Genomic DNA, 16,466 nt, shown 5'->3' with positions numbered 1-16,466 from the left:
CCGAAGGAAGCCCAGTGAGCATCATCGTCACCCCAGTCCGCTTCGAGCACCACCGCGAGGCCCTCGGCATCGGCGAGGCCGAACCTCGCCTGAGCTGGATCGTCACGTCGGCGCCTTCCGGCTGGGGGCAGGCGCGCTACGAGATCGAAGCGCGTTCGATGGATGCCTCGGGCGCCGGCTCTGCGACATCGCCCACGGTCTCGGTGTCGGTGGACAGCGCCGACTCAGTGCTCGTGCCGTGGCCCTTCGCGTCGCTCGTCTCGCGCGAACGCCGCGAGTTGCGTGTGCGGGTGATCGGTGCCGACGGTGCGGCATCCGACTGGAGCGAGTGGTCGGCCGTCGAGGCCGGCCTGCTCGAACCGGCCGACTGGACGGCGCGCATGGTCGGCGCTGCCGACGACGGCTCCTTCGCCGCCGAGCGCGCGCCCCGGGTGCGCGCAGCCTTCGAGGTGACGGATGCCCCGATCCGGCGCGCTCGGGTGTACGTCACGGCCCACGGATTGGTCGAGCTGGAGCTCAACGGCAACCGTGTCGGTACCGACGAGCTCGCACCCGGGTGGACGGCGTACGACGACCGGCTGCGGTATGCGACGCATGACGTGACCGATGTCGTGCGCTCAGGCGTCAACGTGATCGGCGCGTGGCTCGGCGACGGCTGGTACCGCGGCCGGCTCGGCTGGGACGGCGGCAGTGAACTCTACGGCGACCGGCTCGGCGTGCTCGCGCAGCTCGAGATCGAGTACGCCGACGGCACGCGTCAGGTCGTGGCATCCGGCCCCGAGTGGAAGGTCGGCCCCGGGCCCATCCGTGCAGCCGACCTCTACGACGGCGAGGAGTTCGACGCACGCCTCGACGACCCCGCGTGGTCGACCGCGACGTTCGACGACGCGGGGTGGGAGGCATCCGTCGCCCTCGATCGCGACCCGGCCACGCTCGTGGCGCCCGACGGGCCGCCGGTTCGGCACATCGAGACGCTGCCCGTGCGCGAGGTGCTCACGAGCCCCTCGGGGAAGACGATCCTCGACTTCGGGCAGAACCTCGTCGGCCGGGTCCGCATCCGGGTCACGGGCGAAGCGGGGGACGTCGTGACCCTCCGGCACGCGGAGGTGCTCGAGCACGGCGAGCTGGCCACGGGCCCGCTGCGCACCGCGAAGGCGACCGACCGGTACACGCTGCGCGGCGCACGCGACGGCGAGGCCGAGGAGACCTGGGCGCCTCGCTTCACGTTCCACGGGTTCCGCTACGCCGAGGTCGACGGCTGGCCCGGCGAGTTCGATCCGGCTGCCGTGGTCGCCGAGGTGCTGCACAGCGACCTCGAGCGCACGGGCTGGTTCGAGGCATCCGACCCGCTCGTCGACCGGCTGCACGAGAACGTCGTGTGGGGCATGCGCGGCAACTTCGTCGACGTGCCCACCGACTGCCCGCAGCGCGACGAGCGCCTCGGCTGGACCGGCGACCTGCAGGTGTTCGCGCCCACCGCGTCGTTCCTCTACGACAGCGCGGGATTCCTCACCTCGTGGCTGCGCGACCTCGAAGCCGAGCAGCGCCGCCTCGGCGGCGTGCCGATGATCGTGCCGTCGCCGATCGAGGTCGCCGGCTCCGGGGCGATGGCCGGCTGGGCGGACGCCGCGACGGTCGTGCCGTGGACCATCTACCAGCGTTCGGGCGATGTCGAGGTGCTGCGGCGGCAGTTCGACAGCATGACCGCGTGGGTCGAGCAGGTCGCCGAACTCGCCGGCGAGAGCCGGCTGTGGGACACCGGCTTCCAGTTCGGCGACTGGCTCGACCCGCTCGCGCCGGCCGGCAGGCCCGAAGCCGCGCAGACGTATCCCGAGATCGTCGCGACCGCGTACTTCGCCCGGTCGGCCCGCATCGTGGCCGACACGGCCGCGCTGCTCGGCCGGGCCCAGGAGACCGAGCGGTTCGGCCGTCTCGCCGACGAGGTGCGTGCTGCGTTCCACGCCGAGTACATCTCCGGCTCGGGCCGGCTGCTCTCCGACTCCGCCACGGCCTACGCGCTCGCGCTGCAGTTCGACCTCGTCGACGGCGACGCCGAGCGCCGCCGCGCCGCCGAACGCCTTGCCACCCTCGTCCGCGAGAACTCCTACCGCATCTCGACCGGCTTCATCGGCACGCCGCTGATCACCGACGCGCTCAGCGCCAACGGACACGCGGAGGTCGCGTACCGGCTGCTGCTGCAGACCGAGGCGCCCTCGTGGCTGTACGCCGTGAAGCAGGGTGCGACGACGATCTGGGAGCGGTGGGACTCGCTGCTCGCCGACGGCAGCGTCAACCCGGGCGGTATGACCTCGTTCAATCACTACGCCTTCGGGTCGGTGGCCGACTGGATGCACCGCGTCGTCGCGGGCCTCGCGCCCGCGGCGCCGGGCTACCGCCGACTTCGGATCGCGCCCCAGCCGCCGCGCCGAGGCCTGCGCCACGCCTCGGCGATGCTGCGCACCCCGTACGGCACGGCGAGCTCCGCCTGGCAGCTCGTCGACGGCCGAATGGATCTCCAGGTGACCGTGCCGGTCGGCGCGACCGCCGACGTCGTGCTGCCGTCGGGTGCCGTGCACCGCGTCGAGCACGGCAGCCACTCGTGGTCGGAGCCGTTCGAGGTCGACGAGGTCGAGCGCCGCGTCGTCACCGTCGATACGCCCCTCGGCGAACTGACCGACGACAACGACGCGATGACGTTGCTCACCGGCGTGATCACCAAGTACGTGCCCGAGGCCGCCGAGCACATGGCCGGCAGCCTGCGCGGCCAGGAGCAGCTGACCCCGCGGCAGATCGCGACCATGCTGCCGCAGTCGGAATCGGTCCTGGCGGACCTCGAGCGCGGCTTCGCCGCGGTGTCGGCCGGCGACGAGGTGCCGGCCGACGTGCTCACCGCCCCGGAGCCCGTCGCCGACGAGGTCGCGGCCGATGATGCCGAGCTGGCCGCGAGGGCCGCGCTGCTCACCGGTCGCGACTTCTGGTCGACCCGCGAGGGCACGGTCACGACCGGCGGTGAGCAGGTCGGCGTGCGCTCGATCGTGCTGGTCGACGGGCCCCATGGCGTGCGTCGCCAGGATGGCATGGCCGACAACCTCGGGTTCCACATGTCGCTCCCGTCGACGTGCTTCCCGCCCGGGGTCGCGCTCGGCTCCAGCTGGGATCCGGCGCTCATCCGCGAGGTCGGCGAGGCGCTGGGCCGCGAGGCCCGCGCGCTCGACGTCGACGTGCTGCTCGGCCCGGCGATCAACATCAAGCGCTCGCCGCTGGGAGGCCGCACGTTCGAATACCTCTCGGAGGACCCGCTGCTCACCGGGGCGCTCGCGACCGAGTACGTGAAGGGCGTGCAGTCGGTCGGCGTCGGGACCTCGCTCAAGCACTTCGCCGTCAACAGCCAGGAGACCGACCGCATGCGCGTGAGCGCCGAGGTCGACGAGCGCGCGTTGCGCGAGATCTACCTGCCGGCCTTCGAACGCGTCGTCACCGAGGCGCAGCCCACCACCGTGATGAGCGCCTACAACGCCATCAACGGCGTGTTCTCGTCGGAGAATCCGTGGCTGCTCACCCGGCTCCTGCGCGACGAATGGGGCTTCGAGGGCCTCGTCGTCTCGGACTGGGGCGCGATCAAGGATCGCGTCGAAGCGCTGCGGGCCGGCCTCGACCTCGAGATGCCCGGCACCGGCGACGAGGGCACCGAGGCGATCATCGCCGCGGTCCGCGATGGACGGCTCGACCGGTCGGTCGTCGACCGTGCCGTCGAGCGGTTGCTCCGGCTCGCGGAGCGCACGGCGCCCGCAGCCGACGCCGTCGCAGATGACGTGGCCGGCGATGCCCGAGGCTTCGACGTCGACGCGCATCACGCGCTGGCGCGGCGCGCGGCCGCGGCATCCGTCGTGCTGCTCCGCAACGAGGGCGAGACGCTCCCGCTCGTCGCGGGTCAGCGCGTCGCGGTGATCGGCGAGCTGGCGGAGTATCCGCAGTTCCAGGGCGGCGGCAGTTCGCACGTGAACCCCACGCGCGTCGACGTTCCGGTCGACGAGTTGCGGGCGGCGCTCGGCGTCGATGCGGTCACCTACGCCAAGGGCTACGCGACGGATGCCTCCGCCGACGCGACGGCGCTGCTCTCGGAAGCGCGCGACGTGGCGGCCGCCGCCGAGGTCGCGGTGGTGTTCGTGGGCCTCTCGGAAGCGGAGCAGTCGGAGGGCTTCGATCGCGAGCACCTCGACCTGCCGACCGAGCACGTCGCGCTGATCGAGGCGGTCGCGGCCGTCGCGGCGCGCACCGTCGTCGTGCTCTCGAACGGGGGCGTGGTCTCGCTCGAGCCTTGGCACGACTCGGTCGATGCGATCGTCGAGGGCTGGGCGCTCGGACAGGCGGTCGGCGGCGCGCTCGCCGACGTGCTCACGGGCGCGGTCAACCCGTCGGGCCGGCTCGCCGAGACCATTCCGCTCGCACTCTCGGACACGCCGACCTACCTGAACTTCCCGGGCGAGAACGAGGTCGTCCGCCACGGCGAAGGCGTCTTCGTCGGCTATCGGTACTACACGTCGACCGACCGCGCCGTGCGGTATCCGTTCGGCCACGGGCTCGCGTACACGACCTTCGACTACGAGGGCTTCGACGTGACGGTGACCGGAGCCGATACCGCGGTGGCGCGCGTGACCGTGCGCAACACCGGTCCGGTCGCCGGTGCTGAGGTCGTGCAGGTGTACGTCGCACCGGCACCGTCGGCCGTGCGACGGCCCGTGCGCGAACTGGCCGGATTCGTCAAGGTGCACCTCGCGCCCGGCGAGGCCTCCGTCGTCGAGATCCCGCTCGGGCGGCGCGCGTTCGCCCACTGGGATGTCACGGGTGGACGGTGGTGGGTCGAGCCCGGCACCTACGTGGTCGAACTCGGCCGCTCGGCCGCAGACGTCGTGGACCGCGCCGACCTCCTGCTCGAGGGCGACGTCGACCGGCCCAAGCCGCTCAGCCTCGAATCGACCGTCAAGGAGTGGTTCGGCCACCCGCTCGTGGGTCCAGCGCTCATGCAGGGCATGATGGCGAACGCGTCGCCCGAGCAACAGGCCGCGGCCGAGGCGAACGGCAACATGCTGAAGATGGTCGAATCGATGCCGATGGGCCAGTTCGCCAGGTTCCCGGGCGTCGAGATCCCCGACGAGGCGCTCGAGCAACTCATCGCGCTGAGCCTCGGCGAGCCGTCGAGCGCCCCGGCCTGAGGCCGGGCGCAGGCTCGACGTGCGAGACTGCCCCGATGACCGACCTCGAACTGGCCCGCATCGACGGGGGAGCGGTCACCCTCCACGACGCGCGCCGGCGCGAGCGCCGCACGGTCGAGCTCGAGCCGTTCGAGATCGGCGTGTACGCCGTGACGCAGGAGCAGTTGGGTGAGCTGCTGGGTGAGACGGCGACGCATCCCCGACGGCCCGCGACGGGGGTCAGCTGGCTCCGGGCCATCCGGTTCTGCAACGCGGCATCGGAGTGGGAGGGCCTCGACCCGGCGTACACGTTCGACGGCGAGGAGGTCACGTGGCACGTCGATGCCGACGGCTTCCGGCTGCCCACCGAGGCCGAGTGGGAGTTCGCGTGCCGGGCCGGCTCGACCGGCCCGCATTACGGGCCGCTCGCGGACGTCGCCTGGACGAGTGCCGACGGCGTCGCCGCTCCGCAGGACGTCGGCGGGAGGATGCCCAACCTGAATGGGTTGTTCGACACGCTCGGCAACGTGTGGGAGTGGTGCTGGGACCTGCTCGATCCTGCGCGCTACGACGCGTACCGCGTCTTCCGCGGGGGCGGGTTCGCCGACGATGCGTGGAGCGTGCGGGCGTCGACCCGGCGCGGCGGGGCGCCGCGGATGCATCACGAGGACGTCGGGTTCCGGGTCGCGCGGGGCGGGTTCGACGCCGAGGATGCCGCGCAGGGATGGTCGGCAGCGGCCGACGCCGAGCGCGCGACGATCGACGGACCCCGCCCGCTCGGCTGGACGCCGCGGCGGTGAACGCCCGCGGGCGGATCAGGCCGGCGACGGCGGGTCGGTGACGCCGATGCCGATCGCCTCGTGGTCGGCCTGCGGCTCGTCGGGCTTCGGCGCGCGCGGCTGCTCGCCCGGGTCCTTCTCGGTGCTGGGCTCCTCGAGCTGCTCATCATCGGGGACCGCGGAATCCGGTGCCTCCTCGGCGCCCTCGCCGGGTCCGTTGCCTGTGGCGTCCGTCGTCATGTCGTCCTCCTCGCGTTCGCGTTCGTACGTGCGCAGGTCGTGCATCCAGACTGCGACGCGACGGGCTCCGAAGCCAACGGCTTGACGTGCCGCGCGTGCCGGACTACCGCTCAGCGGTTCGCGGCGGGCATCGCGCGCAACGCCGCGATGACGTGGTCGACGCGGGCGCCCAGTTCCTCGTCGTCGGGGAGGTCGAGATGGAAGACCAGGCGATGGTAGATCGGGCCGTAGAACAGGTCGAGGGCGACGCCGAGGTCGGCACCCTCGGGGATCTCGCCGGAGCGCTGGGCCGAACGCATACGCTCCTCGAAGAGGGCGATCCTCGGGCGGATCAACTGCTCGCGCACCTCGGTCGCGAGCGACGGGTCGCGTTGCGACTCGGACATGAGCGCCGCCACGGGTGACGAGTCGCGCGGCGTGAAGAGCGCCACGACCCCGGCCAGCTGCGTGCGCATGTCGACCGCGAGGTCGCCGGTGTCGACGTGGAACGCGGCGGCCGTGGCCGCCTCGGAGACCGCCTCGAGCAGTACCGCCCCCTTCGACGGCCACCACCGGTAGATGGTCTTCTTACTGACGCCGGCGCGTTCGGCGATCGCCTCGATGGTGAGTTGCGCGAAGCCGTTCTCGCGGCACAGTTCCATCGCCGAGTCGAGCACGGCGAGGCGCGCGCGTTCGCTGCGTCGGGCCGGATCGGGGGCGGAGTTCACCCCCCGAGAGTACACGCAACGTGTCGTGTTGCGGAGGGCCGAGACACGCTGCTAGCGTGCCGAACAACACGACACGTTCCGTGTCGCCGACCGGAGGAGCAACGGTGACCCTGAGCGCGACCTGGATCGACGAGTTCGCCGCCTCGCCCGACGAGCGGCAGGAGTACCGGCGATACGTCGCCCGCAAGCAGCACCTGCCCGTCGGCCACCGCGCGGCGGTCGAGGCGATCGAGCGCTACCTCGTCTATCGCGGGTCGATCACGAGCGGCGAGGCGCTCCTGCGCCTGCTCGACGATCTCGCCGACGTCTTCGAGGAGTGCGTGGCGGGCGGCATCCCGGTGCGGTCGATCGTCGGCGATGACCCCGTCGCGTTCGCCGAACTGCTGCTCGACAACTACGTCGACGGGCAGTGGATCGCGAAGGAGCGGGCGCGCCTGGCGCGGGCGATCGATGCGATCGCCGCTGCATCGCCCAGTCTCGGTTCGTCGAGCTCCGGCTCGCCGAGCGGCGCCTCGGGCGGAGCCTGACGCGCAGCCGGGCGCCGAGGCATCCGCCCGTGGTCGGCGACCTCCTCGAACGTGATGTGCACGTCCTGCTGGCGGGCGCCGAGGGCGTCGACCGCGGCGCGCGTGACCTGCTCGGCGAAGTCTCGGCGCTGGTCGACGGTGCGCGGCCGGGCAGCGGTCGCGGGCGTCGATCGCTCCTACGAACAGATCTTCTATGGTGTGCTGGTCATCGCGGCAGTGGCACTGACGATCGACCGCTCCGAGCTCCCCTTCGTCCAATGACGAGCACCCTGTCACCTGAAAGGACCACCATGACCGACACGGCCCTGCTTCCCGCCGTCACCGACTTCCTCTCGTCGCCGCGCCGCCTGCTGATCGACGGCGAGCTGCGGGATGCCGCGGACGGCCGCACCTTCGCGACCATCGACCCCGCGACCGAGGAGACCATCACCCAGGTGGCCCAGGCCGGCGTCGAGGACGCCGACCGGGCGGTCGCCGCGGCGCGCCGGGCGTTCGAGCACGGCTCGCCGTGGAGTCGGTTCACGCCGCGCCAGCGCGGGCGCCTGCTGTGGAGGGTCGCCGACCTGCTCGAGGAGCACGCCGACGAGTTCGCGCATCTCGAGGCGCTCGACGGCGGCAAGCCGTTCGCGGGCGCGCGCGACGGCGACGTGGCCACCGCGGCGGAGCTGTTCCGCTACTTCGCGGGCTGGGCGAACAAGATCGAGGGAACGACGATCCCGCTCTCGAGCGAGACCTCGCAGTTCCTCGCCTACACGGTGCGCGAGCCGATCGGCGTCGTCGCGGGCATCGTGCCGTGGAACTTCCCGCTGACGATGGCGGCCTTCAAGATCGTGCCCGCGATCACGGTGGGCAACACCGTGGTGCTGAAGCCCGCCGAGCAGACCCCGCTGAGCGCGCTGCGCCTCGGCGAACTGCTGCTCGAGGCGGGGCTGCCGGCGGGCGTCGTCAACGTGCTGCCCGGCTTCGGCGACGCCGGCGCGGCCCTCGTCGATCACCCCGACGTCGACAAGGTCGCGTTCACGGGATCCACCGAGGTGGGCAAGAAGATCGCCGCAGCGGCCAGCCGGAACCTCAAGAAGGTCTCGCTCGAGCTCGGCGGCAAGGCACCGAACGTCGTGTTCGACGACGCCGACCTCGCCAAGGCGATCCCGGGCTCCGCGCACGCCGCCTTCTTCAACCAGGGCCAGTGCTGCGTGAACGGCTCCCGCCTCTACGTGCAGCGCGGGGTGTTCGACGAGGTCGTCGCGGGCATCGCGGAGATCGCCAGGGGCATCCGGGTCGGCAGCGCGTTCGACGAGCGCACCGACATGGGCCCGCTCATCTCCGACGAGCAGTTCGCGAAGGTCACCGGGTACCTCGAGGCGGGCGTCGCCGAGGGCGCCACGGTGGCCGAGGGCGGCGTGCGCGTCGGCGATCGCGGCTACTTCGTGCGGCCGACGGTCTTCACCGACGTGAGCGAGCAGATGTCGATCCAGACGGACGAGATCTTCGGGCCGGTCGTCACCGCCGTGCCGTTCGACACCGAGGAGGAGGCCATCGCGCTCGCCAACAACACCCGCTACGGCCTGGCCGCGGGCGTGTGGTCGCGCGACATCGGCACGGCCCACCGGGTCGGCGGGCGGCTCCGCGCCGGTACGGTGTGGCTGAACTCGTGGCACGCCGACGACGTGACCCTGCCGCGCGGCGGCTACAAGGAGTCGGGCTGGGGCCGCGAGCTCGGTTCCTTCGGCGTCGAGGACTACACCGAGCTGAAGACGGTCATCGCCGAGCTCTGACCGCGCGGTGCACCCGTCGACGGGCCGGGCCGGATGCCGCGGCATCCGGCTCGCGTCTCGCGTCTCGCCGATCGTGGTTTTGGAATCAAAACCTGGACGCCCGCGTTGCATCGGAGCATGACCAACCTCGCACCCACCCGTATCGGAATCATCGGCGCCGGCAACATCGGCGGCAACCTCGCTCGGAAGCTCGTCGAGCTCGGCCACCGCGTGACCATCGCCAACTCGCGCGGTCCCGAGACGCTCGCCGGACTCGTCGCCGAACTCGGCCCGAACGCGACGGCCGGCACGGCGACCGAAGCCGCTGAGGCCGGGGAGTTCGTCATCGTGACGGTGCCGTTGCGGGCGTATCGCGACATCCCCGTGGCGCCGCTCGCGGGAAAGATCGTGATCGACACGAACAACTACTACTGGGAGCGCGACGGCCGCATCGCCGAGCTCGACTCCGGTGAGGCCACGGTTTCGGGGCTGCTGCAGGCGCACCTGCCCGAGTCGAAGGTCGCGAAGGGGTTCAACAACATCGCCGCCGCCGACATCCTGACCGACGGCAAGCCCGCCGGCGCCCCGGGTCGCCGGGCGCTGTCGACCGCCAGCGATTTCGACGACGCCGCAGCCCTCGTCTCGGCGCTCTTCGACGACCTCGGGTTCGACTCGGTCGAGATCGGCCCGCTCGCCGAGAGCTGGCGCGCCGAGCGCGACCAGCCGGCGTACGTGACGCCGCAGAACCGCGAGGAGCTCGTGGCGAACCTCGCGCGTGCGGAACGGTCGCTCGCGGCGTAGCGTCTCGGCGCTCGAGGCGTAGCACCTCGGCGCAGCCCTTCGGCGCGCGCCGAGGGGCGATCCGATCGGATGCCTCGAGCCGGGCACCTGCACGCCCCCTGCGAATCCGACGCCGACCCTCCCGCTTCGACGCGTCGCGGGTTATGGTGTCAGAACGCGTTATATCGCGTTTCGCGACACGGGCGTCGTGGGACGGGGCCGATGGCAGAGGGGCGGTGGTGCTCGTGATCGAGGTCGTACTGGGCGTGCTCGGGGTGATCGTGCTCTGCTCGATCGCCGTGACCGTCACGGTCGTGCTGGTCCTTCGCGCGGTCTTCCGGCGCATCCGCCGCAGCCGGGCGGTCGGGCAGACCGCGCTGCGCACCCGCGCGCGCCTGAGCCGCGGCCCGCAGCGCACGGTGCTCGCCCTGCGCGTGAGGCTCGACGAGACGCTGCGCAGCGGCCAGGCCGCCGTCGAGCTCGCCACCGACGGCAGCGGACCCCGCGGCGAACTCCCGCGCCTCTACCGCCGGATCGCCGAGGAGGGCCGCGTGCTCGACCTGCAGCTGCGCCTCATGGAGAGCGAGACCGACGCGGCCGCGCTCGCCGAGGAACTGTCGGCCGGTCGTCGCCGCGTCGAGGAGGTCGAACACCTCGTGCGACGGGTGCGCACCGCCGTGGCATCCGGACTCACCGGCACGACCGACGACGCGCTCTCGGCGCTCGGCTCCGACGTCGAGCGCGAGGTCGCGGCGCTGCGCGCCGGCATCGACGAGCTCCAGGCGCTGAACCGCCGAGACGGCCGCGTCGCGCCGCCCACTGCTTCCACCGTCCGAGATGAGGGGAACCGACCATGAGCAACGCCAACAGCAACTCCGCGCGGGTGCGAACGATCTTCCGGGCGAAGACGTCGAAGGCGCTCGACAAGATCGAGGACCCGCGCGAAACCCTCGACGACAGTTACGACCAGCAGGTGAAACTGCTCCAGCAGGTTCGGCAGGCCGTCGCCGAGGTCGCGACGGCGAAGAAGCGCATCGAACTGCAGGGTGAAGAGATGGGCGCCCGCTACCAGCGACTCGGTTCGCAGGCCTCCGAGGCGCTCGCCCAGGGGCGCGAAGACCTGGCGCGGGCCGCGCTCGAACGGCGCGCGATGCTCGAGGGCCAGGTCGCGAGCCTCCAGAAGCAGTACACCGCGCTCGAACGCCAGACCGCGCAGCTGCAGGAGCGCGAGCGCCGGCTCACCGACCAGGTCGCCGCCTTCCGCATCGAGAAGGAGACCATCAAGGCGACCTACACCGCGTCCGAGGCGCAGGTGCGCGCCAACGAGGCCGTGTCGGGCATCAGCAACACGATCGAGGACGTCGGCTCGAGCCTCGACCGCGCCCGCGACCGCGTCGCGCAGATGCAGGCCCGCGCCGCCGCGACCGATGAGCTGCTCGCCAGCGGGGCCCTGACCGACCTCACCGCGGCGCCCGATGCCGACATCGAGCGCCAGCTCGCGGCGCTCTCGGCGCAGGCGCAGATCGATCGGCAGCTGCAGGAGCTGAAGGGTGCCGGCGGCGCCGCGGGCCCGGGCGCCGCGGGCACCGCCGACGGCTCGGGGTGGCTCGGCATCGGGCAGGGCGGCGCCGCGCGCAGCTGACGCCGCAGCCGCCGATCACGCGACCGACGACCGCGGCGCGAGGCATCCGAATCGGATGCCCCGCGCCGCGGTCGAATCGTGCGTCTCGGTCAGGCGACCGCCTCGGTCGGTGCGGCCTCAGCGGCCGGCGCGTTCGCCGCGTCGCCCGCTGCCTCGGGCTCGACGACGCCGACGAAGCGCAGCCACTCGACGGCGTAGTCGGCGATCTCGCGCCAGCCCGAGTCGAGCACGAGCGAGTGGCCGCGGTCGGGGAACTCCTTGTACTCGTTCACGGTGGTCGCGTGGCGGTAGGTGCGGAACACGCGTCGCGCGGTCGAGGCGGGCACCGTGCGGTCCTTGCCGCCGCCGATGACGAGCAGCGGCCCGCGGTCGGCGTCCACGGCCACGGCCGCGGGGGAGTGCGGGGCGAGGTTGGCCGCGCCGGCCTCGAACAGCGGGCGGCCGGGCGAGGGGATCACGACCGCGGCGTAGAGGGCGTCGGACTCCTCGCGGCTGAGGCGGTTGCCGAACGCCTGCGCGAAGCGCGCCTGCGAGGGCATGTTGGCCCCGCGGAACTGCGTCGGGTTGCCGAGCACGGGCAGCGCGTTCCAGAGCTGCACCGGCGGCAGCGCCCAGACGCCCTTGCCCTGCGCCGGGTCGATCGCGATCGCCGCGGCGCCGTAGCCCTGGCCGAGCAGCAGCTGCACGATGAGCCCGCCGAACGAGTGCCCGATGAGGATCGGGCGGCGCTCGAGCCGGTCGATGACCGCCCGGTACCGCGCGACGACCGCGTCGAGGCCGACGCCGGCGACGCGCTCGGGGTGCTCGCGGGTCTCGGCGGCCGTCGCGCCGTCGCCGGGCCAGCCCGGGGCGAACGCGGCGAGGCCGAGGCCGCGGAACCGGGCGACCCACGGCTCCCAGCTCGAGGCGTGCAACCAGAGCCCGTGCACGAAGACGACGGCGGGCGTCGGCTTCGCGTTCGCGTCGGCGATGAAGGCGAGCTCGGCCTCGGTGAGGACGATGTCGGTGGTCGTGGCGGCGGTGGTGTTCATGGTTCCGTTCCCTTCGTTCGTGTGATTCGTTCGGGTGAGCTGCGATGCGGTGAAGACCTGACCACCACATTCCTCTCCGGCGCTTGTCCGCCCTCCACGCGCCCGGCCAGAATGGCCACGGATCCCGCCATCGTGGCGGGCGGTGAGGAGCCCGCCATGCGACCGACCAGACTCCCGGCCACCTCGCGCGGGCGCGACGAGCACGTCATCGCCCTCGTCGTGCTGCCCGACACCGTCGGACTCGAGATCGCCGTCGCGCAGCAGATCTTCGGGCGGCGCATGCCGTCGCTCGCCGCGGTCACCGGCGACATCGAGACGCCGTACGAGGTCGTGCTCGTCGGCGAGCAGCCGCGGGTCGTGCTGCCATCTGGGGTCGACCCCGGCGAGCTCGCTCCGCTCGACACGATGCTCGAGGCCGACACGGTGCTCGTGCCCGGGCTCGAGGAGCCGCTCGCCCCGCGCAGCGACGCACTCCTCGGCAGCATCCGCGCCGCCCGCGACGCCGGGGCCCGCATGGTGTCGTTCTGCGGCGGCGCCTTCATCCTCGGGCAGGCCGGCGTGCTCGACCGCAAACGGGCGACGACGCACTGGGTGCTCTCGAAGGAGTTCCGCGAGGCGTTCCCGCTCGCGACCTTGCAGGCCGAGCACCTCTACGTCGACGACGAGGGCGTGCACACGTCGGGCGGCATCTTCTCGGCGACCGACCTCGCGCTGCACCTGCTCGCGCTCGACCTCGGCCAGGCGTACGCCAACGACATGAGCCGCATCCTCGTCAGCGCACCGCATCGGCCCGGCGGCCAGTCGCAGTTCATCAAGCCCTCGATCCGGCTCGACGACGAGCCGCCCGTCGAGTCGCTGCTGCGCTGGCTGCGCGACCACCTCGACGAACCGCTCACGCTCGCGCAGCTCGCCGCGCACGAGCACGTCTCGGAGCGCACGCTCGTGCGCCGCTTCCGCGAGAGCACGGGCATGAGCGTGTTCGACTGGATCACACGCGAGCGCGTCAACCGGGCGAAGGAACTGCTCGAGCGCACCGACTACCGGGTCTCCGAGATCGCGGCGATGGTCGGCCTCGGCAGCGACGAGTCGCTGCGCCGCAACTTCGAGCGCGTCGTCGGCACGACCGCCTCGGCGTATCGCACGACATTCCGCGGCATCGGCATCGGCGCCGGCGCCGGCGCCGGCGTCGGCGCCTCGGCGCAGGCCGTGCCCGCGTGATCGCCGCCCCGAACCCCGTCCATCACCGAACCCTGGAGCCCCGAATGATCCGTCACACCGTCGCCTTCACGCTGCGCCACGATCCCGACTCCGCCGCGGAGCACGCGTTCCTCGCCGACGGCGAGCGCATCCTCACCGGCATCCCGGGCGTGCTCGACTTCGCCGCGTCGCGGCAGGTGAGCCCGAAGAGCGACTACCGCTTCCAGTTCGCGATGACGTTCGCCGACCAGGCGGCGTACGACGCGTACAACGCGCATCCCGACCACGTCGCGTTCGTCGAGCAGCGGTGGGCCGTGGAGGTCGCCGAGTTCGAGGAACTCGACTTCGAGCCGCTCGGCGCATGAACGCCTCGGTACTGCTACCGCCGTCAGCGGCCGCGCGCAAGGCCCTCACGATCGTGCCGCAGGTTCCGTAGCGTGACGCGTGCGGCGGGGCCACGAGGTCCGGCCGGAGCATCCGAACGATCGAGGAGGACGCGATGAGCGACCAGCGTGATGCCGACGACGTGCGCGACGAGTGGGCCCGCGACGAGCAGGCCGACCGCGACCAGGACGGACGCGACGGCGACCGGCCGAGCGGCGAGGACATCCACCTCCCCGAGGAGAAAGAGGTCGACGGCGAGACGGTCGTTGCCGACACCGCTTCCGGAGGCGCGCCCGACCCGGCGTGATCGCGATATGGCTGCGAACGACTCGAAGCCCGCCACGGTCGCCGACGCGATCGTCGACCGCCTCCGGGAGTGGGGTGTCGCGCGCATCTACGGGTACAGCGGCGACGGCGTGAACGGCATCGTCGAGGCGATCCGGCGCACCGACGGCGCGGTCGCGTTCGTGCAGGCCCGTCACGAGGAGAGCGCCGCCTTCATGGCCGTCGGCGAGGCGAAGTACGGCGGGGGAGCGGGCGTCGTGCTCTCGACGCAGGGGCCGGGTGCCGTCCACCTGCTGAACGGCCTCTACGACGCGAAGCTCGACCATGTGCCCGTCGTGGCGATCGTCGGACAGCAGCACCGCAGCGTGCTCGGCTCGGGTTACCTGCAGGAGATCGACCTGCCCGTGCTGTTCGCCGACGTCGCCGCGCAGTACAAGGTGCTCGTCTCGTCGCCCGAGCAGGTGCCGCTCGCGATCGACCGTGCGTTCCGCGTCGCGCTCGCGACCTCGTCGCCGACGGTCGTCATCGTTCCGCACGACGTGCAATCGGCGGATGCCCCGGACCACGCGCACGAGCACGGCGTCGTCGTGACCTCGGCGGGCCTCGGCGCCGGGCCGATCGTCAGCGCGCCGACCGAGCACGTACGCGCCGCCGCCGACCTGCTCCGCTCGGCCGAGCGCCCGGCGATCCTCGCCGGCCGCGGAGCAGCCGGCACGTGGAGCGAGCTCGCCGCCCTCGCCGAACGGCTCGGCGCCGGCATCGTCACGAGCCTGCTCGGCAAGCCGCACGTCGACGAGCGGCATCCGCTCGTGGCCGGCACCATGGGCCACCTCGGCACGACCGCGAGTGCGCACGTGCTCGGCGAGTGCGACGCCCTGCTCATCGTCGGCTCGAACGACCCGTGGACGGAGTTCTATCCGGCGCCCGGGCAGGCGCGCGCCGTGCAGATCGATATCGACACCCGCCGGATCGGCGACCGGTATCCCGTCGAGATCGGGCTCGTCGGCGAGGCATCCGTCACCCTGCGCGCGCTGAACGGAGCGCTCGGCGCGACGGGAGGCACCGACGCGCCCGGCGCCGTAGGCGCCCGGACCGCGCCCGCCGGCCCTTGGGCCGATCGCGTGCGCACGTTCATCGACGACTGGAACCGCATCCGCGAGGCGCGCGCGAACGTCGCCGCGGAGCCGATCAACCCCGAGGCTGCGATGCGCGCGCTCGAGCCGCACCTGACCGCCGATACCCGCATCGCGCTCGACGTCGGCAGCGTCGTCTACTGGTATGCGAGGCAGCTGCGTCTGCCGGCCGGCGTCGTGCCGCACGTCTCGTCGACGCTCGCCAGCATGGGCGGCGGCGTGCCGTACGGCCTCGCCGCGAAGCTGCTCGCGCCGGGCGATCCCGTGATCGTGCTCTCGGGCGACGGCGGCATGCAGATGAGCGGCCTCGCCGAACTGGTGACCGTCGCGTCGCGCTGGCAGGACTGGACCGACCCGCGGTTCGTGATCGCCGTGTTCGACAATCGCGACCTCGCCGAGGTCACGTGGGAGCAGCGCGAGATCGAGGGCGCGCCGCGATTCGCGGCGAGCCAGTCGCTGCCGGAGTTCCCGTACGCCGAGTACGCCCGCGCGCTGGGCCTCGACGGCGAGCGGGTCGAGGACTCCGCCGTGCTCGATGCGGCCTGGGGGCGCGCGCTCGCCGCCGACCGGCCGTACGTGCTCGCGCTGCGCACGGATCCGGCGATGCCCATGCTTCCCCCGCTCGCCGCCGCCGGCACCGAACTGCTCGACGGGCTCCGCGAGGCGTTGCGCACCGAACGCGACCTCGGCGGTCCGCAGGCCGAGCGCGCGCTGCGGCTGCTCGAGGAGTACGCGGCCATCGAGCTCGGGTGAGTCCGGGCGGCTGCCCCGGCGCAGCCGCGACCGCACGGGGCATCCGGCGCGGGTAGAATCGA

At 72.5% G+C, this 16,466-nt stretch carries 14 protein-coding genes and 1 pseudogene; 11 read left to right on the top strand and 4 right to left on the bottom strand.

Going from position 1 to position 16,466, the window contains the following annotated elements:
* Positions 1-14: 14 nt before the first annotated feature.
* Both GE115_RS18860 and GE115_RS10895 read left to right on the top strand, forming a co-directional pair.
* On the top strand, positions 15-5,213 hold the full coding sequence (locus GE115_RS18860) for a family 78 glycoside hydrolase catalytic domain (protein ID WP_312855084.1): 5,199 nt from the start codon (positions 15-17) through the stop codon (positions 5,211-5,213).
* Positions 5,214-5,248: 35 nt separating this feature from the next.
* Positions 5,249-5,992 carry a formylglycine-generating enzyme family protein gene (locus tag GE115_RS10895; protein WP_153684809.1) on the top strand — a complete coding sequence of 248 codons (744 nt, stop codon included), beginning with the start codon at positions 5,249-5,251 and terminating at the stop codon, positions 5,990-5,992.
* Between the two features lie 15 nt (positions 5,993-6,007).
* Here the strand turns inward: GE115_RS10895 and GE115_RS10890 are convergent, their stop codons facing one another.
* Both GE115_RS10890 and GE115_RS10885 read right to left on the bottom strand, forming a co-directional pair.
* Positions 6,008-6,211: a hypothetical protein gene (locus tag GE115_RS10890; RefSeq protein ID WP_153684808.1), complete on the bottom strand. Its 204-nt coding sequence runs from the start codon at positions 6,209-6,211 to the stop codon at positions 6,008-6,010.
* Positions 6,212-6,321: 110 nt separating this feature from the next.
* Positions 6,322-6,918, bottom strand: a complete 597-nt coding sequence (locus GE115_RS10885) for a TetR/AcrR family transcriptional regulator (RefSeq protein ID WP_312855083.1) — start codon at positions 6,916-6,918, stop codon at positions 6,322-6,324.
* Positions 6,919-7,022: 104 nt separating this feature from the next.
* Here GE115_RS10885 and GE115_RS10880 point away from each other — a divergent pair, with 104 nt between their 5' ends.
* Positions 7,023-7,445 (top strand): DUF1048 domain-containing protein, encoded by a 423-nt coding sequence (locus GE115_RS10880; protein ID WP_312855082.1) that lies wholly within the window; start codon positions 7,023-7,025, stop codon positions 7,443-7,445.
* Positions 7,446-7,486: 41 nt separating this feature from the next.
* Here the strand turns inward: GE115_RS10880 and GE115_RS19095 are convergent.
* A pseudogene (locus GE115_RS19095) lies at positions 7,487-7,582 on the bottom strand (tautomerase family protein); the annotation flags it as partial.
* A gap of 153 nt (positions 7,583-7,735) precedes the next feature.
* On the opposite strand from GE115_RS19095, the gene GE115_RS10870 reads away from it, so the two are divergent.
* The 4 genes from GE115_RS10870 to GE115_RS10855 all read left to right on the top strand — a co-directional run bounded on the left by GE115_RS10870 (position 7,736) and on the right by GE115_RS10855 (position 11,621).
* The gene (locus GE115_RS10870) at positions 7,736-9,220 is read left to right on the top strand and encodes an aldehyde dehydrogenase family protein (RefSeq protein ID WP_153684807.1); all 1,485 of its coding nucleotides are present in this window, start codon (positions 7,736-7,738) and stop codon (positions 9,218-9,220) included.
* A 33-nt stretch (positions 9,221-9,253) separates the two neighbouring features.
* On the top strand, positions 9,254-10,000 hold the full coding sequence (locus tag GE115_RS10865) for an NADPH-dependent F420 reductase (RefSeq protein ID WP_153684806.1): 747 nt from the start codon (positions 9,254-9,256) through the stop codon (positions 9,998-10,000).
* A 218-nt stretch (positions 10,001-10,218) separates the two neighbouring features.
* Positions 10,219-10,836, top strand: coding sequence for a hypothetical protein (locus GE115_RS10860; RefSeq protein WP_153684805.1), 618 nt, complete (start codon positions 10,219-10,221; stop codon positions 10,834-10,836).
* Positions 10,833-11,621: a PspA/IM30 family protein gene (locus GE115_RS10855; RefSeq protein WP_153684804.1), complete on the top strand. Its 789-nt coding sequence runs from the start codon at positions 10,833-10,835 to the stop codon at positions 11,619-11,621. Before GE115_RS10860 ends, GE115_RS10855 begins: the two co-directional genes overlap by 4 nt.
* 89 nt (positions 11,622-11,710) lie before the next feature.
* Here the strand turns inward: GE115_RS10855 and GE115_RS10850 are convergent, their stop codons facing one another.
* Positions 11,711-12,652 carry an alpha/beta hydrolase gene (locus GE115_RS10850; RefSeq protein WP_153684803.1) on the bottom strand — a complete coding sequence of 314 codons (942 nt, stop codon included), beginning with the start codon at positions 12,650-12,652 and terminating at the stop codon, positions 11,711-11,713.
* Between the two features lie 156 nt (positions 12,653-12,808).
* On the opposite strand from GE115_RS10850, the gene GE115_RS10845 reads away from it, so the two are divergent.
* The 4 genes from GE115_RS10845 to GE115_RS10830 all read left to right on the top strand — a co-directional run bounded on the left by GE115_RS10845 (position 12,809) and on the right by GE115_RS10830 (position 16,404).
* The gene (locus GE115_RS10845) at positions 12,809-13,870 is read left to right on the top strand and encodes a GlxA family transcriptional regulator (RefSeq protein WP_172979844.1); all 1,062 of its coding nucleotides are present in this window, start codon (positions 12,809-12,811) and stop codon (positions 13,868-13,870) included.
* A 44-nt stretch (positions 13,871-13,914) separates the two neighbouring features.
* Positions 13,915-14,214 (top strand): Dabb family protein, encoded by a 300-nt coding sequence (locus tag GE115_RS10840; protein WP_153684801.1) that lies wholly within the window; start codon positions 13,915-13,917, stop codon positions 14,212-14,214.
* Between the two features lie 134 nt (positions 14,215-14,348).
* Entirely contained in the window at positions 14,349-14,540 is a 192-nt protein-coding gene (locus GE115_RS10835) for a hypothetical protein (protein ID WP_153684800.1), read from the top strand.
* A 7-nt stretch (positions 14,541-14,547) separates the two neighbouring features.
* Positions 14,548-16,404, top strand: coding sequence for a thiamine pyrophosphate-requiring protein (locus tag GE115_RS10830; protein WP_153684799.1), 1,857 nt, complete (start codon positions 14,548-14,550; stop codon positions 16,402-16,404).
* Positions 16,405-16,466 lie beyond the last annotated feature (62 nt).

The organism is Agromyces agglutinans, assembly GCF_009647605.1.
GTDB lineage: Bacteria > Actinomycetota > Actinomycetes > Actinomycetales > Microbacteriaceae > Agromyces > Agromyces agglutinans.
Note: the sequence above shows the minus strand (reverse complement) of the source record. Positions and strands in the feature narration are given on the sequence as shown.

What these genes read in the sequence shown, in the direction of transcription:
- GE115_RS10895 (WP_153684809.1), top strand. Translation starts at nt 5,249, where the DNA reads ATGACCGACCTCGAACTGGCCCGCATCGACGGGGGAGCGGTCACCCTC.
- GE115_RS10890 (WP_153684808.1), bottom strand. Translation starts at nt 6,211, where the DNA reads ATGACGACGGACGCCACAGGCAACGGACCCGGCGAGGGCGCCGAGGAG.
- GE115_RS10870 (WP_153684807.1), top strand. Translation starts at nt 7,736, where the DNA reads ATGACCGACACGGCCCTGCTTCCCGCCGTCACCGACTTCCTCTCGTCG.
- GE115_RS10865 (WP_153684806.1), top strand. Translation starts at nt 9,254, where the DNA reads ATGCCGCGGCATCCGGCTCGCGTCTCGCGTCTCGCCGATCGTGGTTTT.
- GE115_RS10855 (WP_153684804.1), top strand. Translation starts at nt 10,833, where the DNA reads ATGAGCAACGCCAACAGCAACTCCGCGCGGGTGCGAACGATCTTCCGG.
- GE115_RS10850 (WP_153684803.1), bottom strand. Translation starts at nt 12,652, where the DNA reads ATGAACACCACCGCCGCCACGACCACCGACATCGTCCTCACCGAGGCC.
- GE115_RS10845 (WP_172979844.1), top strand. Translation starts at nt 12,809, where the DNA reads ATGCGACCGACCAGACTCCCGGCCACCTCGCGCGGGCGCGACGAGCAC.
- GE115_RS10840 (WP_153684801.1), top strand. Translation starts at nt 13,915, where the DNA reads ATGATCCGTCACACCGTCGCCTTCACGCTGCGCCACGATCCCGACTCC.
- GE115_RS10835 (WP_153684800.1), top strand. Translation starts at nt 14,349, where the DNA reads ATGAGCGACCAGCGTGATGCCGACGACGTGCGCGACGAGTGGGCCCGC.
- GE115_RS10830 (WP_153684799.1), top strand. Translation starts at nt 14,548, where the DNA reads ATGGCTGCGAACGACTCGAAGCCCGCCACGGTCGCCGACGCGATCGTC.